At 72.1% G+C, this 19,632-nt stretch carries 16 protein-coding genes; 4 read left to right on the top strand and 12 right to left on the bottom strand.

Features of this window, described 5'->3' with window-relative positions:
- The first annotated feature begins 16 nt into the window (after positions 1-16).
- Both ACFWGJ_RS01170 and ACFWGJ_RS01165 read left to right on the top strand, forming a co-directional pair.
- A complete protein-coding gene (locus ACFWGJ_RS01170; RefSeq protein ID WP_387320131.1) occupies positions 17-1,831 on the top strand; it encodes an IucA/IucC family protein in 1,815 nt (604 codons plus the stop codon).
- Positions 1,828-3,039, top strand: a complete 1,212-nt coding sequence (locus ACFWGJ_RS01165) for a type III PLP-dependent enzyme (protein ID WP_387320129.1) — start codon at positions 1,828-1,830, stop codon at positions 3,037-3,039. Before ACFWGJ_RS01170 ends, ACFWGJ_RS01165 begins: the two co-directional genes overlap by 4 nt.
- Before the next feature lie 21 nt (positions 3,040-3,060).
- Here the strand turns inward: ACFWGJ_RS01165 and ACFWGJ_RS01160 are convergent, their stop codons facing one another.
- The 11 genes from ACFWGJ_RS01160 to ACFWGJ_RS01110 form a co-directional block, all read right to left on the bottom strand.
- Positions 3,061-5,457, bottom strand: coding sequence for a glycoside hydrolase N-terminal domain-containing protein (locus ACFWGJ_RS01160; RefSeq protein ID WP_387320179.1), 2,397 nt, complete (start codon positions 5,455-5,457; stop codon positions 3,061-3,063).
- A gap of 176 nt (positions 5,458-5,633) precedes the next feature.
- A complete protein-coding gene (locus ACFWGJ_RS01155) occupies positions 5,634-6,131 on the bottom strand; it encodes a hypothetical protein (protein ID WP_267024730.1) in 498 nt (165 codons plus the stop codon).
- A gap of 98 nt (positions 6,132-6,229) precedes the next feature.
- Entirely contained in the window at positions 6,230-9,301 is a 3,072-nt protein-coding gene (locus ACFWGJ_RS01150; RefSeq protein WP_387320128.1) for an ATP-binding protein, read from the bottom strand.
- 125 nt (positions 9,302-9,426) lie between these two features.
- Positions 9,427-9,852 (bottom strand): ACT domain-containing protein, encoded by a 426-nt coding sequence (locus ACFWGJ_RS01145; RefSeq protein ID WP_387320127.1) that lies wholly within the window; start codon positions 9,850-9,852, stop codon positions 9,427-9,429.
- Complete coding sequence (locus tag ACFWGJ_RS01140) at positions 9,815-10,096, bottom strand: hypothetical protein (RefSeq protein WP_387320178.1); 282 nt, start codon at positions 10,094-10,096, stop codon at positions 9,815-9,817. Before ACFWGJ_RS01140 ends, ACFWGJ_RS01145 begins: the two co-directional genes overlap by 38 nt.
- 66 nt (positions 10,097-10,162) lie before the next feature.
- The gene (locus tag ACFWGJ_RS01135) at positions 10,163-11,122 is read right to left on the bottom strand and encodes a universal stress protein (protein WP_387320126.1); all 960 of its coding nucleotides are present in this window, start codon (positions 11,120-11,122) and stop codon (positions 10,163-10,165) included.
- Positions 11,123-11,243: 121 nt separating this feature from the next.
- Positions 11,244-11,486, bottom strand: a complete 243-nt coding sequence (locus ACFWGJ_RS01130; RefSeq protein WP_055617755.1) for a DUF397 domain-containing protein — start codon at positions 11,484-11,486, stop codon at positions 11,244-11,246.
- Between the two features lie 81 nt (positions 11,487-11,567).
- Positions 11,568-12,794: a thiolase domain-containing protein gene (locus ACFWGJ_RS01125; RefSeq protein WP_387320125.1), complete on the bottom strand. Its 1,227-nt coding sequence runs from the start codon at positions 12,792-12,794 to the stop codon at positions 11,568-11,570.
- On the bottom strand, positions 12,791-13,867 hold the full coding sequence (locus tag ACFWGJ_RS01120; protein WP_387320124.1) for a thiolase domain-containing protein: 1,077 nt from the start codon (positions 13,865-13,867) through the stop codon (positions 12,791-12,793). The genes ACFWGJ_RS01125 and ACFWGJ_RS01120 overlap by 4 nt, the downstream gene beginning before the upstream one ends.
- Positions 13,868-14,812 (bottom strand): Zn-ribbon domain-containing OB-fold protein, encoded by a 945-nt coding sequence (locus tag ACFWGJ_RS01115; RefSeq protein WP_387320123.1) that lies wholly within the window; start codon positions 14,810-14,812, stop codon positions 13,868-13,870.
- Positions 14,813-14,950: 138 nt separating this feature from the next.
- A complete protein-coding gene (locus tag ACFWGJ_RS01110; protein WP_387320122.1) occupies positions 14,951-15,751 on the bottom strand; it encodes a crotonase/enoyl-CoA hydratase family protein in 801 nt (266 codons plus the stop codon).
- Positions 15,752-16,002: 251 nt separating this feature from the next.
- On the opposite strand from ACFWGJ_RS01110, the gene ACFWGJ_RS01105 reads away from it, so the two are divergent.
- On the top strand, positions 16,003-17,622 hold the full coding sequence (locus tag ACFWGJ_RS01105) for an acyl-CoA synthetase (protein ID WP_387320121.1): 1,620 nt from the start codon (positions 16,003-16,005) through the stop codon (positions 17,620-17,622).
- Between the two features lie 28 nt (positions 17,623-17,650).
- Here the strand turns inward: ACFWGJ_RS01105 and ACFWGJ_RS01100 are convergent, their stop codons facing one another.
- Positions 17,651-18,133 carry a hypothetical protein gene (locus tag ACFWGJ_RS01100; RefSeq protein ID WP_387320120.1) on the bottom strand — a complete coding sequence of 161 codons (483 nt, stop codon included), beginning with the start codon at positions 18,131-18,133 and terminating at the stop codon, positions 17,651-17,653.
- 186 nt (positions 18,134-18,319) lie between these two features.
- Between ACFWGJ_RS01100 and paaK the strand changes: the two genes are divergently transcribed.
- A complete protein-coding gene (gene paaK, locus ACFWGJ_RS01095) occupies positions 18,320-19,615 on the top strand; it encodes a phenylacetate--CoA ligase PaaK (protein ID WP_387320119.1) in 1,296 nt (431 codons plus the stop codon).
- Positions 19,616-19,632: the final 17 nt, after the last annotated feature.

Raw genomic sequence — 19,632 nt, 5'->3', positions numbered from 1 at the left:
CTTGCTGGAGCCGCACATGCCCCCGCTGACCGACTCGCTCGGTAGCACCTCCCTCGCCGCCCGCCGTACCCCCAGCCCCGCTCCCGACCCCGTGTCGCAGGCCCAACTCCCCTCCACGGACGAGGTCGTGGCGCACACGCTCCTCAACTGCCTGGTGCGCGAGGTGTCGGCCCCCGAGGAGCAGACCGCCCTCACCGACCGCCGACTGCTGCTGCGGCTTCCCCGCCGCGGTGTGCTGCTGCGGGTCGCGTTGCGCCGCACGTCGATGCTCGGCGCGCACCGCTTCACCGGGCCGGTCAGTGAGCGGACGGCGGACGGCGGCTGGAGGGAGATCGGCTGGCGGCGGCTGGCGGAGTACACGCAGGACGAGCTGTCCCTGCGGTCCGGCGTGCGCAACGAGGAGTTCCTGGAGCAGATCGACTCCAGCCACCGGAGCATCGCCGCGTCCTTCGCCGTACGGGCCGGCGCTCACCGCGTGCGGCGCGGGACCGGTTCGGGAGCGGCGGACACGCCCGTCGCCGCGTACCTGGCCTCCGAGCAGTCGCTGCTGTTCGGGCACCGCTTCCACCCCACGCCCAAGGCCCGCACCGGCGACGCGGACTCCTGGCACGCCTACGCGCCGGAGGCCGGCGCGGCCTTCTCGCTGCGCCACCTCGCCGTTCGCGCCCACCTGATCGCGGAGGAGTCCGCGGAGCCGGGCGCCCTGGACGCACTCGACGGGCTGAGCGCGCCCGCGTCCCTCCCCGAGGGCTACCGGCTGCTGCCCGCGCACCCCTGGCAGTACGAGATGCTGCGTGAGCACCCGGCGCTGCGCGCGGCTCTGGGACGCGGGGACGTCCTCGACCTCGGGCAGGCGGGCAGGCCCTTCGCCGCCACCGCCTCCGTCCGGACCCTGTACGACGGTGAGTCGTTCCTGAAGTTCAGCCTGAACATCAGGATCACCAACTGCCTCCGCAAGAACGCCAGTTACGAGCTGTCCGGCGCCGTCGCGCTCACCCGGGTGCTGGGTCCGGTCCTGGCCGACCTGGCCGAACGCTTCCCCGGCAGCGCGGTGCTCCGCGAACCCGCCTACCGCAGCCTCGCCCTGGCGGGCCCCGACGGAACACCGGACCGCGACCTGCTCGAAGGCTTCGGCGTCATCGTCCGCGAGGGCCTGGCCCACCGGCTCCTGCCCGGCACCACCCCGCTGCTCGCGGGCGCCGTGGCGGACGAGTACCCCACCGGTGCCGCGCACATCTCCCGGCTCCTCGCCGGGGCCGGGCCGCGGGCCGCACTCGACTGGTGGGCGGCCTACCTGCGGCTCCTCGTGCCGCCCGTGCTCGCCGCCTACTTCGACCACGGCCTCGTACTGGAACCCCATCTGCAGAACGTGCTGATCTGTGTCGACGGCGACGGCATGCCCGCCCAGGTCCTCTTCCGCGACCTGGAGGGCACCAAGCTCGTGCCCGAGCGGCACGCCGAGACCCTCGCCTCGCTGCCGCCCGAGGTCGCGGGCCCGATGACGTACGACGCGCGGCGCGGCTGGGACCGGGTCGTCTACTGCCTGCTCGTGAATCACGTCGCCGAGCTGCTCGCGGCCGTCGCCGATCTGCATCCCCGTGCCGAGGCCGCGTTGTGGGCCGAGGTCCGGGGCGCCCTGCGGACGTATGCCGACCGCTACGGCTGCCCGCCGCCGCTGGCCGCGCTGCTCGCGGGAGTGCCCCTGCCCGCCAAGACGAACCTGCTGACCCGCTGGGAGCGCAAGGCCGACCGGGAGGCCGGATACATCCGGCTGCCCTCGCCCCTCGGCGAACCGATCACTGCCACTGCCGCCCCCGGGAGCGCCCGATGACTGATCCCACCGACGCCGTGCGGGACCGGGTGCTCGCGCTCCCCTCCGGTGAACTTCCGGCTTACGTTTACGACTTGGCGGCGCTGCATGCTCACGCGGCGGCCGTGCGGGCCTGTCTGCCCGAGCGCGTCGAGTTGTACTACGCGGCGAAGGCCAACCCGGAGCCGGAGATTCTGGCCGCGCTGAGTGCGTACGTGGACGGGTACGAGGTCGCGTCGGGCGGTGAACTCACCCACGTGGCCCGGGCGGTGCCGGGCCGGCCCCTGGCCTTCGGCGGTCCCGGCAAGACTCCCGCCGAGATCGTCACCGCGCTGGAGCTGGGCGTGGAGCGCTTCCACGTGGAGAGCGAGCACGAGCTGCGCATGCTGGCCGAACTGGCCCGGCAGGTGCGCCCCGGCGGCCGGGTGGGAGTGCTGCCGCGTTTCAATCTTCCGGTCGCCGCAGGCTCGTTGGCGGGGAGTTCCCTCGCCATGGGCGGGCGCCCCTCCCCCTTCGGCCTGGACCCGGCCCGGGCCGACACGGTCATGGGCCTGCTCATCGACGGCACGTATCCGCATCTCGAACTCAAGGGTGTGCACGCCCACCTGGTCAGCGGACTGAGGGTTCCTGAGCTGCTCGCGGTGGCCGAGTCGATCGTGGACTGGTCCGTGCGGCTGGCGGAGCGGCACGGGGTACGCCTGGCGGAGGTGAATGTCGGCGGGGGCATGGCGGTCGACTACGCGGCCCCCGACGAGCGCTTCGACTGGGCCGCGTACGGAACCGGGCTCGCCCGGCTCCTGGCGCGGCACCCCGATCTGACGTTGCGCATCGAACCCGGGCGGGCCCTGACGGCGTACTGCGGCTGGTACGCGACCGAGGTACTGGACGTGAAGACCAGCCACGGCGAGGAGTTCGCCGTGGTGCGCGGCGGTACGCATCACCTGCGCACTCCGGCGACCAAGGGGCACGACCAGCCCTGCACCCTGCTCAGGGTGGAGGACTGGCCGCATCCGTGGGCCCGGCCGGTCGCGGAAGGCGAACTCGTGACGCTCACCGGCCAGTTGTGCACCCCGAAGGACGTCCTGGCCAGGAACGTCCCCGCGCCGGGACTGCGTGCGGGCGATCGTGTGGCGTTCGGGCTTGCGGGTGCCTACGCGTGGAACATCTCCCACCACGACTTCCTCATGCACCCGCGACCCGGTTTCCACTTCCTCGACGCACCGGGCTAGGTATCCCGTCGGCACGGGCCTTCACTCGCCGGGCCGTGCACCCCAGACGTAGGTCCGGCCCGCGGTCGCCCTGAACGTGGTCTCGCCGGCCGGCACCAGTTCGCTGCGGACGGTGAGAGACCGCGTGCGGGACGCGGTCAGGGTGACGCGGGTCGCGCGGCCGTCGGCCCATGCGATGTCGACGGTGGCGCCGCCGCGGGCGCGCAGCCCGCGGACCGAGCCGTCCCGCCAGGCGGCGGGCAGCGCGGGCAGGATCTCGATGATGTCGTACTGGCTCTGCAGCAGCATCTCGACGACTCCGGACGTCGCCCCGAAGTTGCCGTCGATCTGGAACGGCGGATGCGTGTCCCAGAGGTTCGGCAGCGTCGAGGACTTGAGCTGTTCGGCGAGCATCCTGTGCGCGTGGTCGCCGTCGCGCAGCCGTGCCCAGAAGTTGATTTTCCAGGCCTTGGACCAGCCGGTGCCGCCGTCCCCGCGTGCCGTGAGCGAGACTTTCGCGGCATCGGCCCATTCACCGCCGGGCTCTATCCGGCGGCCGGGGTGCAGCGCGTAGAGGTGGGAGACATGCCGGTGGTCGTCCTTCGGGTCGTCCAGATCCGCCTTCCACTCCTGGAGCTGACCCCAGGAGCCGATCCGCAGGCCCGGGTCCAGGTCGGCGAGGGTCCTCTCCAGTTCCGCGCGGAACGCGGGGCTGTCGCCCAGGGTGCGGGCGGCCTCAAGGGTGTTGGTCAGCAGGTCGTGCACGATCTGCTGGGACATGGCCGCGCCCGCGGTGAAGTCACCGTGCTCGGGCGAGTAGCTGGGCGTGACGACGAGCGTGCCGTCGCGCGGATCGGTGCGCAGGTTGTCGAGCCAGAACTCGGCCGCCTCCTTCATCACCGGGTACGCGGTCGAGCGCAGGTACTCCACCGACCCGCCGAACCGGTAGTGCTCGTACAGCTGTTGTGTCAGCCAGGCTGCCGCCTCGGGGAACCAGAAGGCGGTGGCCCAGTCGTGCACGCCGGTGAAGCCGTAGGGGTTGGTCTCGTTGTGCACGACCCAGCCCCGCGAGCCGAACATCTCCTTCGCCGTACGCCGTCCGGGTGCGCGCAGCGCCTCGACGAACCGGTCGTAGGGTGCCGTGGTCTCGGCGAGGTTCGCCGCCTCGGCGGGCCAGTAGTTCATCTGCAGGTTGATGTTGACGTGGTAGTCGGCCGACCAGGGCGGTGACGTGCTGTTGTTCCAGAGCCCTTGAAGGTTGGCCGGCAGCGAGCCGGGGCGCGAGGAGGCGATCAGGAGGTAGCGGCCGTACTGGAAGTAGAGGGCTTCCAGGGCGCGGTCCGCGGCCGTGGTGCCGCCGGTGTAGTGCGCCAGCAGCTGGTCCGTCGGGACGTCGGGGACCTCGGCACGTACGTCCAGTGCCACGCGGCCGAACAGGGCTCGATGGTCTTGCACATGACGGGCCCTCAGAGACTCGTAGCGTTCGCCGCCCGCCCTGTCGACGGCCCGGGTGACGGCCGCGTGCGGGTCCTCGCCCCGGTAGGCGGGGTAGGTGTCGGCGTAGTCCGTCCCAGCCGCCAGTACGAACCAGGCGCTGTCGGCGTCCGTCACGGTCAGGGTGCCGTCGGAGTTCGCGGTGACGGTGCCGCCCTTGCCGCTCACGCGGACGCGGAGCTGCGCCTCGAAGCGCAGTCCGTTGTCGGCGAGGGCGCCGCGTACCGTCAGCCTTCCGCCGGCCGCGGTGGCGACGGAGGTGGCGGTGCAGTCGTCGCGGGGCGAGGTGTGGCGGAGGGTGAAGGCGACGCTGCCCGGCCGGTCCGCGCTCAGCCGTCCCACGACCACCCCGTCCGGGTAGGAGGCGAAGAACTCCCGCCGGTGACCCACCTGTTGGTGGGTGTAGACGACGGTCGCCACGGCGTCGGCGATGTCGAGCGCGCGTCGGTAGGTGTCCGGTGGCGTCGCCGGCGCGTCCGGCACGTCGATGTGGAGGTCGCCGAAGGTCTGGTGGGCGCCGTACCCGGCCTTGGGCTGGCCGAGTTCGTCGGCCACGGCCTCGGGGTCGAGGCGGGTCCCGGCGTCGATGCGGTCCTGCACGGCGGTGATCGCGCCGGGGCGGGCCTCGCGCCAGTTGCCGTGGTCGTACCCCTGGACCGAACCGGGGCCGCCGGTCCAGAGGGTCTTCTCGTTGAGCTGCAGCCGCTCGGAGGAGAGCGTCCCGAAGACCGTGGCGCCGAGGGCGCCGTTGCCGATGGGGAGCGCCTCACGCTCCCAGTCGCCGGCCGGGGCGGTGTACCAGAGGGACGAGAGCCCGGGTGACGGCGGTGGCGCCGCCGCCGACACATCCGATGTATCCGGCGTATCCGCAGCCACCGCCTCTCCGGAACCAAGGGCGCCGGACCCCAGGGCGATGCCGGCCGCACCGCCAACTGCGGTCCTCAGCGTGGCTCTTCGGGAGGGTAGGGAGAGTTCTCGGGTCGATCGCGCGTCGCGTGGTTCAGATGACTGAAACGACATGACCCCTGACGCTAGAGGTCCGATCACCCGAGCGGCAAGGGTCATGACAAAGACGGTGTGCGGCGGAGAGGTGGCTCACCCGCTGGAAGGATTCAGGAGGTTCAGCCCTGCTGGAACAGCTCCGCGGGCAGCGGCTTCAGAAGCGCGTACAGGTCGTCGGTGATGGGACGGTCCCAGGCGGCGATCGTCACGAGGACCTTGTCGCTGCGGTCGAACTGCACACAGGAGATACGCGTCTCGGAGAGCTTGAGGCGGCGCACGATGAGGAGGTTGTCCCCCTGCATGACGGGCATGTCCTCGGCGCCGGTGACGACGACCTCTTCGTCGTTCTCCAGCGCCTGCAGCAGCTGGGCCACCTCGAACGGGACCTCTCCCTCGGCGACGTCCCGGGCCGGTGAGCCCTCCGGCAGATTGCCGATGATCATCGCCGGACCGCGGCCGCCGAACAGGTCGTAACGCAGGAACACACCCTGGCAGCTGCCATCGGGGGCGGGCAGCAGGCCCGCGCCGAGATTGCCCGGCCAGTCGCCCGGATCCATGGCCAGAACGTCGAAGTCTGGCCCGGCGGGAGTGGCGCTACGGCGGCGGAGGAAGGACATGCCGCAATGGTACGTGCATCGGAGGGCGTACGGCCGTGGGGTCGGAAGCCGCGGGCTCCGGAGCGCGGCCTCGCCCTCGGAGATGCGACGGCGGTCCGCTACGCCCCGGGGCTCTCCCTCCTCGCCGTCCCCAGCGCCGCTCCCAGACCCGTCCGCTCCGTGCCCACCTTGCGGTAGACCGCCGACAGCAGCCGCACCACCGTCGTCTCCTCCGTGCGGAGCTGTTCGGCGATGGTGGCCGTGGAGAGGCCTCGCACGGCCAGTTCCGCGACCGCGCACTCCCGGGCGGTGAGCGTGTCCGTCTCCGCGCTGTGCAGCCGGTGGGGCCGCAGCCCGGCGGCCTCCAGTTCGTCGCGCGCCGCCTCGGCGAGCCCGTCGGCGCCGCACTGCACGGCCGCGTCGAGCCCCCGGTAGAGGTGCTCGGCGGCCTCCCCGGGACGGCTGCTGCGGCGCAGCTCCGCGCCGAGGGCGACCAGCGCACAGGCCAGTTCGTACGCGGCCGGTGAGCGCTCCAAATGGTCGACGGACTCTTCGAGGAGGTGGACGCGGGCCAGTCCCGAGGAGACGTCGGCCGCCGCGCGCAGCGCCTGGCCGACCGCCGACGGCGCTCCGTACTGCCGGGCCCGCCGCACCGCGTCGGCCGCCGTGGCCACGGCCCGCTCCGGAGCGTCGTGGCTCTCGGCGCGGGCCAGGTGCAGCTGCCACGGGCACCAGGCGGGGTTGCGCATGCCGCGCGGATCGAGGCGGCGCCCGGCCGCGGCGAGTTCGGCGGCGGCGTCCTTGGCCAGCCCCCTGGCCAGCAGCAGCTCGCCGTGCACGGTCTGGGAGTCGGGGAAGACGACGGCGGCGGGGAACGGTTCCGCGAAGGCGTGGTCCTCGGCGAGTTGCGCGGCCTCGGTGAGCCGGCCGCGGGCGAGCAGGACCTCGACGAGGATGCCGACCGCGTACCAGTGGGCCGGGGTGCCGGGGCCGACCCGTTCGGCGAGCCTGAGCCCCGCGCGGACGAAGTCCTCGGCCTCGGCGAGCCGGCCGCGCCGGAAGCGCACGTACGCGAGCAGGGTGTAGCCGAAGGAGAGGTGGGCGCCGTGCCAGCCCTGCCGTTCGAAGTCGGCGATCCCGGCGGCGAACAGTTCCTCGGTGCGCCCCGGCCGGTCGGCGTACATGAAGGTGAGGGCGACCAGGACGGGCACCTCGAAGCCGCGGTCGGCCTCGGCCCAGCCGAAGCCGCCGGCCAGGGCGCGCTCCGCATGACGGACCGCGATGTGGGCGGGTTCGCCGCGCAGGGTGGCGTCCCAGGCGCGCAGGCCGATCACATAGCGCTCGGTGAGGTCGCGGCCGGTGAGGCGGTCGGCGAGCCGGGCCAGCCGGCGGGAGCGGGCCGGCGATGCGGGTTCGTCGGCGCGGAAGGCGTCCCACATGAACTGTTCCGACTGCATCCGCAGCCGTACGCGTACGTCCCCGGTCACCTTGATCTCGCGGGCGAGGGTGTCGGAGGCCTCGCCGAGCCGGTCGCTGTGGGCGAGGACCTGCGAGAGGCGGTAGACGATGTTGTGGCGCAGCCCGGGGTCGTCGATCGGCTCTTCGAGGGCGGCCCGCAGATGGTTGACGGTGGTCGCCGGTTCGGTGAGCAGGGAGGCGCAGCCGAGTTCGTAGAGGACGGCGGCGCGTTCCGCGAGGGGCGGGGGTTCGCGCAGGGCGCGGGCGAGGTGGCGGCGCGCGGCGTCGGGTGCTCCGGCGCGCAGGGTCTCGCGGGCGGCGGCCCGCAGCTGCTGGACGACCCAGGTGTCGCCGTCGGGGTGGGTCTCCATGAGGTGGCGGGCGGCGGCGGACGGGCCGAGCCCCGCGTCGATGACGCACCAGGCGGCCTGTCCGTGCAGGGCGACCCGGAAGCTGCCGGGGATGGCCCGGTAGACGGCGGTGGCGATGAGCGGGTGGACGAATTCGACAGGGCCCTCGCCCGCCCCGGCGCCGGTGAGGATACGGGCGTCGCGCAGGGCGTCCGCCGCGTCGGCCGCCTCCTCGGGGCCGAGACCCGCCACGGCCGCGGCGAGCGTCGGGGAGATCTCGGTGCCGAGCAGGGCGCAGGCCCAGGCGAAGCGGACGGTGGAGGTGCCCAGGCGTTCGAGGCGGGCGACGAGTCCGCTGCCCTTGACCGCGGCGGCCAGGTCGCGCAGCAGGTGGGCGCCCGGTTCGGTCGGGGTCAGGCCGCGGTCGCGTACTTTCGCGGTGAGTTCGACGGTCTCGAACGGGTTGCCCGCGGTGACCGCCCAGCACTCGCGGCAGAACGCGTCGTCGGCCCGCGTGCCGAGGCTCTCGCGCACCAGGCGGGCGACGGCGTCGGCGCTCAGCGGTTCCAGATCGAGGGGGCGTCCGCCCGCACGGCCGGGCAGGCCCCTGAACGCCTCGGCGTGGTCGGGGAGTTCGTCGGGCCGGTAGGCGACGACCAGGAGCAGCGGCAGTTGCTCGGCGCGGGGCGCGAACGCGGCGAGCCACTGCAGCGACTCCGGGTCGGCCCAGTGCGCGTCGTCGAGGACGAGCACCATCGGGGCGCGGCGCACGGCGAGGTGGGTGAGGACCCAGTCGAGTCCGTCGCGCAGGCCCTGCTGGTCGGGCGGCGAGCCCTCGGTGGTCGCGCACAGTCCGAGCGCGGGTCCGACGATGGCATACCAACTCCCCAGCGTGGTACGGAGTTCGCTCTCGGGGACGCCCGCGAGCTGGGGTTGGAGGAGTTGGCGTGCGACGTGGAAGGCGACGCGCTGTTCCTGGTCGCCGCCTCGTGCGGACAGGACCGTGCAGCCCTTGCCCTCGGCGCGCCTGCGTACCTCGGCGAGGAGGCTCGTCTTGCCGATTCCGGCCCGTCCGGCGAAGGCGAGCAGTCCGCCCCGGGGCCGGTCGGGCGGCTCGGCGCCGTCCCTGAGGGGGGCGGTGCTCCTGGGAGGGACGGCGTCCCGCTGCGGCGCGGCGCCCTTTCGGTGGAACCTGGCGCCCGGTCGGCGGGGCAGCCGGGGCTCCGGGGTGTCCGTGCGGGGCCCGGTGGCGATCGCGCGGAGTCCGAGCGGGTCCGTGCCGAGTCCGAAGGTGCCCGTGCGCAGTCCGGTCACCGCGCCCAACGCCTCGTCCACCGCGGCGAGTTCCAGCTCGCGTTCGAAGAGCGTTCTGCTGCTCCGCATGCCCTGCCGCCCCATGACGCACCCCCTGCCACGGTGGTGCGGCCGGCGCGGGGAGACGGTGCGCACCGTGGCTTACAGGCACCTCAGCGTACGCCGGGGGCGAGTGCCGCGGGCCCGTCCGGGTGTTACCGACCGGAGCGTTCGGCCAGCTGTTCCAGCAGGGTTACGGCCTCGGCGGCCCGCTCGTGCGGGACGAAGAGGTGGTCGTGGTGGAAGCCCGCGACGACGTTGCAGCTCAGGCCCTGCGCGGCGAGTGCCCGGGCGACGGCGGCCGTGAGTCCGACGGCGTCCAGCGCCGAGTGGATGCGCAGGGTGATCCACCCGGCCACATAGTCGTAGGGCAGACGTGCCCTGTCGGCGGCCTCCTGTTCGACGACGAGGGTGAGGCCCTCGTCCTCGACGACGGTGACGACGGGTGAGAGACCGGGGGGTGCCGTGCTGCCGGGGACGGTGGTGAAGACCCAGCGGCCGGGATGCAGGGCGGGTTCCATACCGCTCAGCAGCCGGCCGAGATCACGTTCCGCGCCCGTTCCACCGCTCGCTGCGCTCATGCCAGGAGGTTATGCCGTTTTCCTGTGCCGCTCGTGGTGCCGGGGGACACGGGCACGGTTTCCGCACGAGGGTGTGCACCACTCCTGGCGCGGGTGGTCCTTGAGGAAGTAGCGCACACAGCGCGCGCACGGCGGCGCGTACGTCACGTACGGCGGCCAGTGCGGCGGCGTCGGCCTGGAGCCCGGCCGAGCCGGCGGCCCCGTCGGCCGAGACCGCCGAGACCGCCTCCGGGTGCTCGGCGATCCACGCGGTGAGGCCCTGCTCGGTGGCGAGGACGCCGGCCGCGAGGACGCCGGGCCTCGGACCCGTTCAGCCCTCCGCCGTCTCCGCCACTTCCGCCACTTCCGCCACTTCCGCCGCCTCCGCCGCCCCCGCCCTCTGCGCCGCTTCCGGCGGGATCACCGCCACCGGGCTCGCCGCGTGCAGCAGTACCGCCTGCGTGACCGAGCCCATCATGCGGGCGGGTGCCAGCAGGCGCCGGCGGTGGCGGCCCACCACCACGAGGTCCGCCCCTCGGGAGGCCGCGACGAGTTGGCCCGCGGCGTCGCCCGGCAGCACGTACAGGTCGACGCCGACCCCGGGGTGCCGCTCGACGTGCGGTGCGACGAAGCCCGCGGCCAGGGCCCTCGTCTCGGACTCGATGGCGTCCTCGTCGACGACCGGCGACGGTACGAGGTCGCCGGACTGCACCGGCCAGGGGAACACGGCGGCCACCTGGAGACGGGCCCCGCGCCGGGCGGCCTCGGCGAACGCGAAGGCGAGGGCCTCGTTGTTCGGGCTGTCCACGTGCAGCCCGACGACCACGCGGGGTCCGGGAGTGACCAGTTCGGAGTCGTGCGTCTCGCGTCCGGGCCTGGGCACCACCACGACGGGACACTCGGCGTCGCGCGCGGCGGCCGTGCCGTTCGAACCGAGGAGGAGGCTCGCGAAACCACCGCGGCCACGGGAGCCGAACACCATCAGCTGCGCGTCGGAGCCCAGGCCGGGCAGCAGACCGGCGGGGGCGCCGTCCAGCGCGAGGTACTCCGTGACCGGCGCGTCCTCGCCCAGGCCCCCCAGCCGATCACGGACCAGGTCGAGCACCTGGTCGGTGTCCCGGTCGGGCTGGACGGCGGTGAGCGTCTCCGGCCGCAGCCAGGGGCCGTACTCCCGCACATGGACCACGCGCAGCGGGGCCCCGCGTCCGTGGGCCGCTTCGAGGGCCCAGTCGAGGGCGCGCAGGCTGTCGTCCGAGCCGTCGACCGCAGCGATGACCGGCAGGGTGTTCATGGAATTCTCGCCTCCGGAACGTCTTCTTCCGCTTCCTGCGGCCAGCCTCGTTCAGGCAGGGCCCCAGGAAGGGGTCGAAGATCGCGTGTCCGGAAAAAGGGACGGGAAACTCCCTGGGCCCTCAGGTGAGGTCGAACTCCCCCTCCCGCGCCCCCGACACGAACGCGCCCCACTCCGCGGGCGTGAAGATCAAGGACGGGCTTTCCGGGCGGCCGCTGTTGCGCATCGCGATGAAACCCTCGACAAAGGCGATCTGGACATCCCCCTGCCCACGGCTGCTCGAATGCCAGTCGGCGCTGCTGAGGTCAAGCTCCGGCTTGTCCCAGCCCGCGAGCGGGTGCTGCTGGATGGTGCTCTCGGCCACGTCCGTGCTCCTCCCGGTTCGTCGTCCGCGGCCAGCCTAGCTTTCGGCACCTGCCGCGCACAGGCCACGTAAGAAGGACATTCACGAGGTGGGCGGCGCGGCTCCTACCAGCCACATCGAGAAGAACTGGGAGCCGCCTCCGTAGGCGTGCCCCAGGACCCGCCGGGCGCCGTCGACCTGGTGCTCTCCGGCCTGGCCACGCACCTGAAGTGCGGCTTCGGCGAAGCGGATCATCCCGGAGGCCCCGATGGGGTTGGTGGAGAGCACCCCGCCCGACATGTTCACCGGAAGGTCGCCGTCCAGTTCGGTGACCCCGGACTCGGTGAGTTTCCAGCCCTCGCCCTCGTCGGCGAAGCCCAGATTCTCCAGCCACATGGGCTCGTACCAGGAGAACGGGACGTACATCTCGACCGCGTCGATGTCCCGGCGGGGGTCCGCGATGCCCGCCTGCCGGTACACGTCGGCCGCGCAGTCCTTGCCCGCCTGCGGGGAGACGAAGTCCTTGCCGGCGAAGAGGGTCGGTTCGCTGCGCATCGCGCCGCCGTGCATCCAGGCGGCCGGCCGCGGCGAACGGGCCGCGCCCGCCCGGTCGGTGAGGACCATCGCGCAGGCGCCGTCGGAGGACGGGCAGGTCTCCGAGTAGCGGATCGGGTCCCAGAGCATCGGCGAGGCCTGGACCTTCTCCAGCGTGATGTCGTGCTCGTGCAGATGCGCGTACGGGTTCTTGAGCGCGTTGCGGCGGTCCTTGTACGCGACCAGGGAGCCGACCGAGTCGGGGGCGCCGGTGCGCCGCATGTAGGCGCGCACGTGCGGGGCGAAGAAGCCGCCCGCTCCGGCGAGCAGGGGCTGCTGGAAGGGGATGGGCAGGGACAGGCCCCACATGGCGTTCGACTCGGACTGCTTCTCGTAGGCGAGGGTCAGGACGGTGCCGTGGACGCGGCCGGCGATCAGGTTCGTGGCGACGAGCGCGGTCGAGCCGCCGACGGAGCCCGCGGTGTGGACGCGCAGCATCGGCTTGCCGACCGCGCCGAGGGCGTCGGCGAGGTACAGCTCGGGCATCATGACGCCCTCGAAGAAGTCGGGCGCCTTGCCGATGACGACGGCGTCGATGTCGGCCCAGGTCAACTCGGCGTCTTCGAGCGCCCGCCTGGCGGCCTCGCGGACGAGTCCCGCGATCGACACGTCCCGTCGGGCCGCCACGTGCTTGGTCTGGCCGATCCCGACGACGGCCACGGGCTCCTTGCCCGTCGCGGGACTCGCCGCCAGGCCTGCCGCCGGCCTTGCCGCCGGGCTCGTTGCGGGGCTCATCGCGGGTCTCCTTCCAGTACGGCGACCAGGTTCTGTTGCAGACAGGGCCCCGAAGTCGCGTGGGCCAGCGCCCGGTCGGAGTCACCGCGCCCGATCCGGGCGGCGGCCTCGCCGATCCGGATGAGCCCGGCGGCCATGACGGGATGGGCGGCGAGCGCTCCCCCGGACGGATTGACGTCGACACTGTCGTCCAGGCGCAGAGCCTTGCGCAGCACCACTTCCTGGGAGCTGAACGGGGCGTACAACTCGGCCGTGTCCACCGGTCGTTCGAAAGCGCCCGCCCGTTCCGCCGCCAGCCGCGTGGAGGGCGAGTCGGTCAGATCCCGTACGCCCAGGCCGTGCGCCTCGATGCGGTGGTCGATGCCCCGTATCCAGGCGGGCCGCTCGCACAGTTCACGGGCCCGCTCCCCCGCGGCGAGGATAACGGCGGCGGCCCCGTCGCCGATGGGCGGACAGTCCCCGGTACGCAGGGGGCGTACGGCGTACTCGCCGCGCGGCACCGAACCCCGCAGCTGAGCATGGGAGTTGTCCGCGGCGGAGGCCCGGCTTCGGGTGGCGACAGCGGCGAGCGCCGGCTCGTCCGTGTCGCCCGCGTCGATGAGCGCCTGCGCCTGGAGGGCGGCCAGCGCGACGGAGTCGGGCCACAGGGGCGCCACGTAGTACGGGTCGAGCTGCCGGGTCAGCACATCGCGTACGGAGCCGGGGGACGACTTGCCGTACGCGTACACCAGCGCGGTGTCCGCGTCGCCGGTGAGGAGCTTCGTCCAGGCCTCGTACAGGGCCCACGCGCCGTCCATCTCCACATGCGACTCGGAGATCGGCGGCCAGGCCCCCACGCCGTCCAGGGCCATGGTGAAGGAGAAGGCCCGGCCCGCGAGATAGTCCGTGGAGCCGGAGCAGGTGAAGCCGATGTCGCTGGTCCTCAGTCCGGTCTGCGCCAGCACCTGGTGCAGGACCGGCATGAGCATCTCCACCTCGGAGAGCTCGTCGCTGGTGCGCCGGTGATCGGTCTGCGCGAAGGCGACGACGGCGATGTCCCTGAGTGGGCGGGGGGCGGACCTCGGTGCGGGCATCTACAACAGCTCCTTGTACGTCTCGTAGTCTGCGTCGGGTTCGCCGGTGGGCCGGTAGTGGTCGGGGTGGCCGCCCCCGTCCGACCACACCGGCTCGACCCGCAGCCCCATGCGCACCTGGTCGTAGGGGATGCCGCCGATCCGGCCGTGCAGGGCGAGGTCGGCGCCGTCGAGAGCGATGTGCGCGTAGACGTACGGCACTTCGATGTCGAGGTTCTTCGCCTTGATGTTGACGATGCAGTAGGTCGTCACTGTGCCGCGCGGACCCACTTCGACCCGTTCTAATGTGGCCACCCCACATGTGGGGCACGCACCCCTGGGCGGGACGTACACCTTGCGGCATGACGGGCAGCGCTCCCCGACGACCCGTCGTTCGGCGAGCGCGTGGAGGTAGGCGCTCTGGGCCCGGCCCGGCGAGTACGTGTAGTCGAGCCGGGCGGGCGTGACGATGCCGGTCACCAGGTCCTCGAAACGCCCGTCGCTGCCGGTGAGTTCGGCGGTGCCGTCGTCGGCGGGCTCGAAGCAGGCGATGTCCGTGATGGCACCGGAGCGTTCGCCCGCCCAGCGGACGCGGACACGCATGCCGGTGTGCACGGAGTCGGGGCCGCCGGGGGCGTCGAGAGCGTGCAGGAGGGCGGTGTCGGCCCCGTCGAGCCGCACCAGCACCCAGGCGAACGGCCGGTCGAGCGGCTGGCCCCGACGGGGTTCGTGGTTCCAGGCCCAGGTGGTGACGGTCCCGGTCGCCGCGACCTCGACGAGCTCGCTCAACTCCTCGGAGGTCACGGGGTCGTACTCGACGGGCGGCACCAGCGTGCGCCCGTCCACGGTCCTCACCCCCAGGACGACCCGCTCACGCAACCCGGTGAGAAACGCACTCTGAACAGGCCCGAGGGACCGCGTGAACGGAAACTCGACAACAAGGGGAGCTTTCAGAACTTCGGGCATGCATTCTCCTCACACAGGGGGCGTTGAGCCCGGACCAGAGCCAGGCCCCGTCAGGGGCAGCGCCCCTAAAGGGGCGCGGGGAACTGCGCGACCAGCCACAACGGACCCGCAGCGACGAACCGGTCCGCTGACGGCACGTCACTCCCGCCGATAGACCGGAGGTCGCCGCTCGGCAAAGGCCCGAGCACCCTCCTTCGCATCAGCGGTGTCGAACACCGGCCACCCCCGCTTCAGCTCGGCCGCCAGCCCCTCCGACTCACTCATCTCGGCGGTCTCGTACACGGACGCCTTCACCGCCTCGACGGCCAGCGGCCCGCACGCGTTGACCTGCTCCGCGATGTCCAGCGCCTTCTCCAGCGCGGTCCCGTCGGGCACGACATGCCCGATCAGCCCGATGCCGGCGGCCTCCCGCGCCGAGTACGCCCGCCCGGTCAGCAGCATCTCCAGCGCGTGCGTACGCGGAATCTGCCGCTGGAGCCGCACCGTCGAGCCCCCGATCGGAAACAGCCCGCGCCGTACCTCGAAGAGCCCGAACGTGGCGGACTCCCCGGCGACCCGGATGTCGGTCCCCTGAAGGATCTCGGTACCGCCGGCCACACAGTGGCCCTCGACCGCGGCGATCACGGGTTTGCGCGGCCGGTGATGGCGCAGCATCGCCTTCCAGTGCAGATCGGGGTCGGCCGTGAGGCGGTCCCGGTGCTGCTGCCCCTCCATCCCCTTGCCCGCGAGGGCCTTGAGGTCCATGCCCGCGCAGAACGCGCCGCCCGCTCCGGTCAGGACGATCGAGCGGATGGCGTCGTCCTCGTCGGCCTCGACCCAGCCGTCGTACAGGCCGACCAGCATCGGCAGCGAGAGCGCGTTCTTGGCCTCGGGCCTGTTGAGCGTGAGCACCAGTGTGGCGCCTTCGCGCTGCACGGTGAGGTGTTCCGTCCCACCCATAGCCGTCCTCCCGTCTCAGGAACGAGAACAGGTTGCAGGAGGCGCCGAAGCAGTTCAAGGGTTTTCTGACAGACAGTCAGATTTCTTCTGCGCGGACCCTTCACAGTTGTGGCGGGCTTTGCTCTGATGACCGGCGAAGCGATGACGCACGTCCCTTCATCGATACGCGTCCGACGCGTCCAAGGCCCGCGTCGGCGCACGTCGATGTCCGTCGATGCTTGCCGGGGTCTGCTCCGGGGTCTGGAGGAGCGGTGGAGTACAACCTTGCCGACCTGTTCGAGTCGGTGGTCGACGTGGTCCCCGACCGTGAGGCGCTGATCCACCTCGACCATCCCGGTACGGGGGCCGAGCGCCGCCTCACCTACGCGGAGCTGGACGCGGCGGCCAACCGTATCGCCCACCAGTTGATCGACAGCGGTATCCGCCCGGGTGAGCACCTCGGACTGCACCTCTACAACGGCATCGAGTACCTGCAGACCGTCCTCGGCTGCCTGAAGGCCAGGATCGTGCCGGTCAACGTCAACTACCGTTACGTCGAAGAGGAGTTGATCTACCTCTACAAGGACGCCGATCTGGTCGCGCTGGTCTTCGACGCGGAGTTCACCGAGCGGGTGGCCGCGGCTCTGCCGCGCACCCCGGCGCTGCGGCTCCTCGTGCGGGTGGGGGTTCCGGACCTGGACGCGCCCGCACTGCCGGCGCTGGACTTCGCGGCCGCCGAGGCCGCCGGATCCCCCGGGCGGGGCTTCCCGGCGCGGTCGGCCGACGACCAGTTCATCATCTACACCGGCGGCACGACCGGGATGCCGAAGGGTGTGATGTGGCGTCAGGAGGACCTGTTCTTCTCGGGGTTGGGCGGTGGCGCGCCGACCGGTGAGCCGGTGAAGAAGCCGGAGGAGCTGGCCGAGCGGGTGGCGGCCGGCGGCGACGGGATCACCTTCTTCCCCACGGCTCCGCTGATGCACGGCACCTCGACCCTCACCGCCTTCATCGGCTTCTACTTCGGTCAACGCATCGTGATCCACAGCAAGTTCGTGCCCGAGCAGGTGCTGCGGACCATCGAGAAGGAGAAGGTGACCAGCGTGTCGCTGGTCGGCGACGCGATGCTGCGGCCCCTGATCGACGCGCTGAACGGGCCGATGAAGGGGACCGACTGCTCCTCCCTGTTCAGCGTCTCCTCGTCCGGCGCGATCATGTCGGAGACCGTGCGCGCCCAGTTCCAGACGCTCGTCCCGAACGTGACACTGCTCAACAACTTCGGCTCCTCCGAGTCCGGCTTCAACGGCACGGCGACCGCCGACTCGGGCCCCGGCCGCGGCTTCCGCATCCAGGTCAACTCCCGTACGCAGGTGGTGGACCCGGCGACGTACGAGCCGGTCCCGGTCGGCGAACCCGGGCGCATCGCACAGCGCGGGCACGTGCCCCTCGGCTACTACAACGACCCGAGGAAAACCGCCGAGACCTTCTTCGAGAGGGACGGCGAGCGGTGGGTGCTGCTCGGCGACATGGCGACGGTCGACGAGGAGGGCATCGTCACCGTGCTGGGCCGCGGCTCCCAGTGCATCAACACCGGTGGCGAGAAGGTCTATCCGGAGGAGGTCGAGCAGGCGCTCAAGTCACATCCCGACGTGTACGACGCGCTGGTGGCCGGAGTGCCCGACGAGACCTGGGGCAACCATGTGGCGGCCGTGGTGCAGCTGCGCGAGGGCGGCGGGCGGCCCTCACTGGACGAGATCCAGACCCACTGCCGTACGCATCTGGCGGGCTACAAGATCCCGCGCCAGCTGGTGATCACCGACGCCATCCAGCGGTCCCCGAGCGGAAAGGCGGACTACCGGTGGGCGCGGTCGGTGGCGGCGGAGGCGGCACGCTGACGGGCCGGTTCATGCAGTGAGGGGCGGTTCATGTGTCGAAGGGCCGGTAGTGGACGAGGACGAGGCCGTCGCTCCCGTCCCGCACCGTCACCTCCACCGCCACGGCGCCCCCTTCGGCGTACGGGTCCAGGGTCAGCACCCCGCAGCGGTCGGCGTCCTCCTGGACGCAGCCCGTACGCAACTCCAGGCCGGGGTACGCGTCGGCCAGCCACGTGTCGAGGCCGGCCCGGGCGATACGGAAGCGGATGTCGTACAGCGTGTCGATGCCGTGCCGCATGGTGCAGGACGCGTCCTTCGCCCCGGACGGCAGCCGCTCCTGGTCAGCGAACCGCAACGCCTCCCGGCACGGCACCTTCACCCCTGCGGTCCGCCGGTCGCCGGTCCGCGCGTCCTCACCCTTGTCAGGCCCGGAAGCTGTCGCCCAGAGGGCCCAGCCGACACAGGCCAGCGCCAGGACGGCGACCAGCCCGCCCACCCCGGCGGCCCTTCCCCCGGTCCGTGACACCCGCACCCTCCGTCTCCTACTCCTGGACACCACTGGTCCGCTCGTCTTCTCGGCAGGGAAGAGGGGTGATCGGCGGACCCGGTTCCCGCCGCATGCCTTGACGGCCGCCCGTACGGCTGGATTACTTGATCCCCAAGGACACGACCGAATGATCGGTCGTCCGAAATGGTCCAGGGGTGAGGGAGAAGGCCTGTGGCGGATGTGACGGACGTGCTGGACGCGGGCGAGCGGCTCGACGCCGACGGCCTGCGCACGCTCCAGCTGGAGCGGCTGCGGACCACCCTGCGGCACGCGTACGAGAACGTGCCCTTCTACCGCGACTCCTTCGACAAGGCGGGGCTGCGGCCCGAGGACTGCCGCTCGCTCGCCGATCTGGCCCGCTTCCCCTTCACCACGAAGGCGGACCTGCGCGACAACTACCCGTACGGGATGTTCGCCGTGCCGCGGGACCGTGTTCGCCGCATCCACGCCTCCAGTGGCACCACGGGGCTCCCCACGGTCGTCGGCTACACCGAGAACGACCTCTCCATGTGGTCCGACATGGTGGCCCGCTCGATCCGCGCGGCGGGCGGCCGATCGGGAGACATCGCACATGTGGCCTACGGCTATGGCCTGTTCACGGGTGGCCTCGGCGCACACTACGGCGCCGAACGGCTCGGCTGTACGGTCGTTCCCGCGTCCGGCGGCATGACCGCGCGCCAGGTCCAGCTGATCCAGGACCTGAAGCCCGGGATCATCTTGGTGACGCCCTCCTACATGCTGACGATTCTCGACGAGTTCGAGCGGCAGGGTGTGGATCCGCGCGACACCTCGCTCCGCGTGGGCGTCTTCGGCGCCGAGCCCTGGACCGAGGAGATGCGCCGGGAGATCGAGGAGCGGTTCGCCATCGACGCGGTCGACATATACGGGCTGTCGGAGGTGATCGGTCCCGGAGTGGCCCAGGAGTGCGTGGAGACGAAGGACGGGCTGCACATCTGGGAGGACCACTTCTACCCGGAGGTCGTCGATCCGCTCACGGGCGAGGTGCTGCCGGACGGCGAGGAGGGCGAGCTGGTGTTCACCTCCCTCACCAAGGAGGCCATGCCCGTGATCCGCTACCGGACCCGGGACCTGACCACGCTGCTGCCCGGGACGGCCCGGGTCTTCCGCCGGATGCGGAAGATCACCGGCCGCAGCGACGACCTGGTCATCGTGCGCGGGGTGAACCTCTTCCCCACCCAGGTCGAGGAGATCGTCCTGCGCACACCGGGCGTCGCCCCGCACTTCCAGCTGCGGCTGACCCGCGAGGGCCGCCTCGACTCGCTCACCGTCCGGGCCGAGGCCCGGACGGGCACCACCCCGGAGATCCGCGACGCGGCCGCGCGCTCCATCGCGGCGGCCGTGAAGGACGGCATCGGCGTCTCGGCGCGGGTCGAGATCGTCGAGCCGGAGTCGCTGGAGCGGTCGGTGGGCAAGATCAGGCGCATCGTGGACCTGCGCCCGCGCTAGCCCTACACCGAGTGGCA

Origin of the sequence: Streptomyces sp. NPDC060205 (genome assembly GCF_042728395.1) — a bacterium.
Taxonomy (GTDB): domain Bacteria; phylum Actinomycetota; class Actinomycetes; order Streptomycetales; family Streptomycetaceae; genus Streptomyces.
Note: the sequence above shows the minus strand (reverse complement) of the source record. Positions and strands in the feature narration are given on the sequence as shown.

Excerpts from the sequence above, each read along its gene's own strand:
- ACFWGJ_RS01120 (WP_387320124.1), bottom strand. The coding sequence starts at position 13,867 with ATGCCCGCACCGAGGTCCGCCCCCCGCCCACTCAGGGACATCGCCGTC.
- ACFWGJ_RS01165 (WP_387320129.1), top strand. The coding sequence starts at position 1,828 with ATGACTGATCCCACCGACGCCGTGCGGGACCGGGTGCTCGCGCTCCCC.
- ACFWGJ_RS01115 (WP_387320123.1), bottom strand. The coding sequence starts at position 14,812 with ATGCCCGAAGTTCTGAAAGCTCCCCTTGTTGTCGAGTTTCCGTTCACG.
- ACFWGJ_RS01125 (WP_387320125.1), bottom strand. The coding sequence starts at position 12,794 with ATGAGCCCCGCAACGAGCCCGGCGGCAAGGCCGGCGGCAGGCCTGGCG.
- ACFWGJ_RS01155 (WP_267024730.1), bottom strand. The coding sequence starts at position 6,131 with ATGTCCTTCCTCCGCCGCCGTAGCGCCACTCCCGCCGGGCCAGACTTC.
- ACFWGJ_RS01170 (WP_387320131.1), top strand. The coding sequence starts at position 17 with ATGCCCCCGCTGACCGACTCGCTCGGTAGCACCTCCCTCGCCGCCCGC.
- ACFWGJ_RS01145 (WP_387320127.1), bottom strand. The coding sequence starts at position 9,852 with ATGAGCGCAGCGAGCGGTGGAACGGGCGCGGAACGTGATCTCGGCCGG.
- ACFWGJ_RS01150 (WP_387320128.1), bottom strand. The coding sequence starts at position 9,301 with ATGCGGAGCAGCAGAACGCTCTTCGAACGCGAGCTGGAACTCGCCGCG.
- ACFWGJ_RS01135 (WP_387320126.1), bottom strand. The coding sequence starts at position 11,122 with ATGAACACCCTGCCGGTCATCGCTGCGGTCGACGGCTCGGACGACAGC.
- ACFWGJ_RS01110 (WP_387320122.1), bottom strand. The coding sequence starts at position 15,751 with ATGGGTGGGACGGAACACCTCACCGTGCAGCGCGAAGGCGCCACACTG.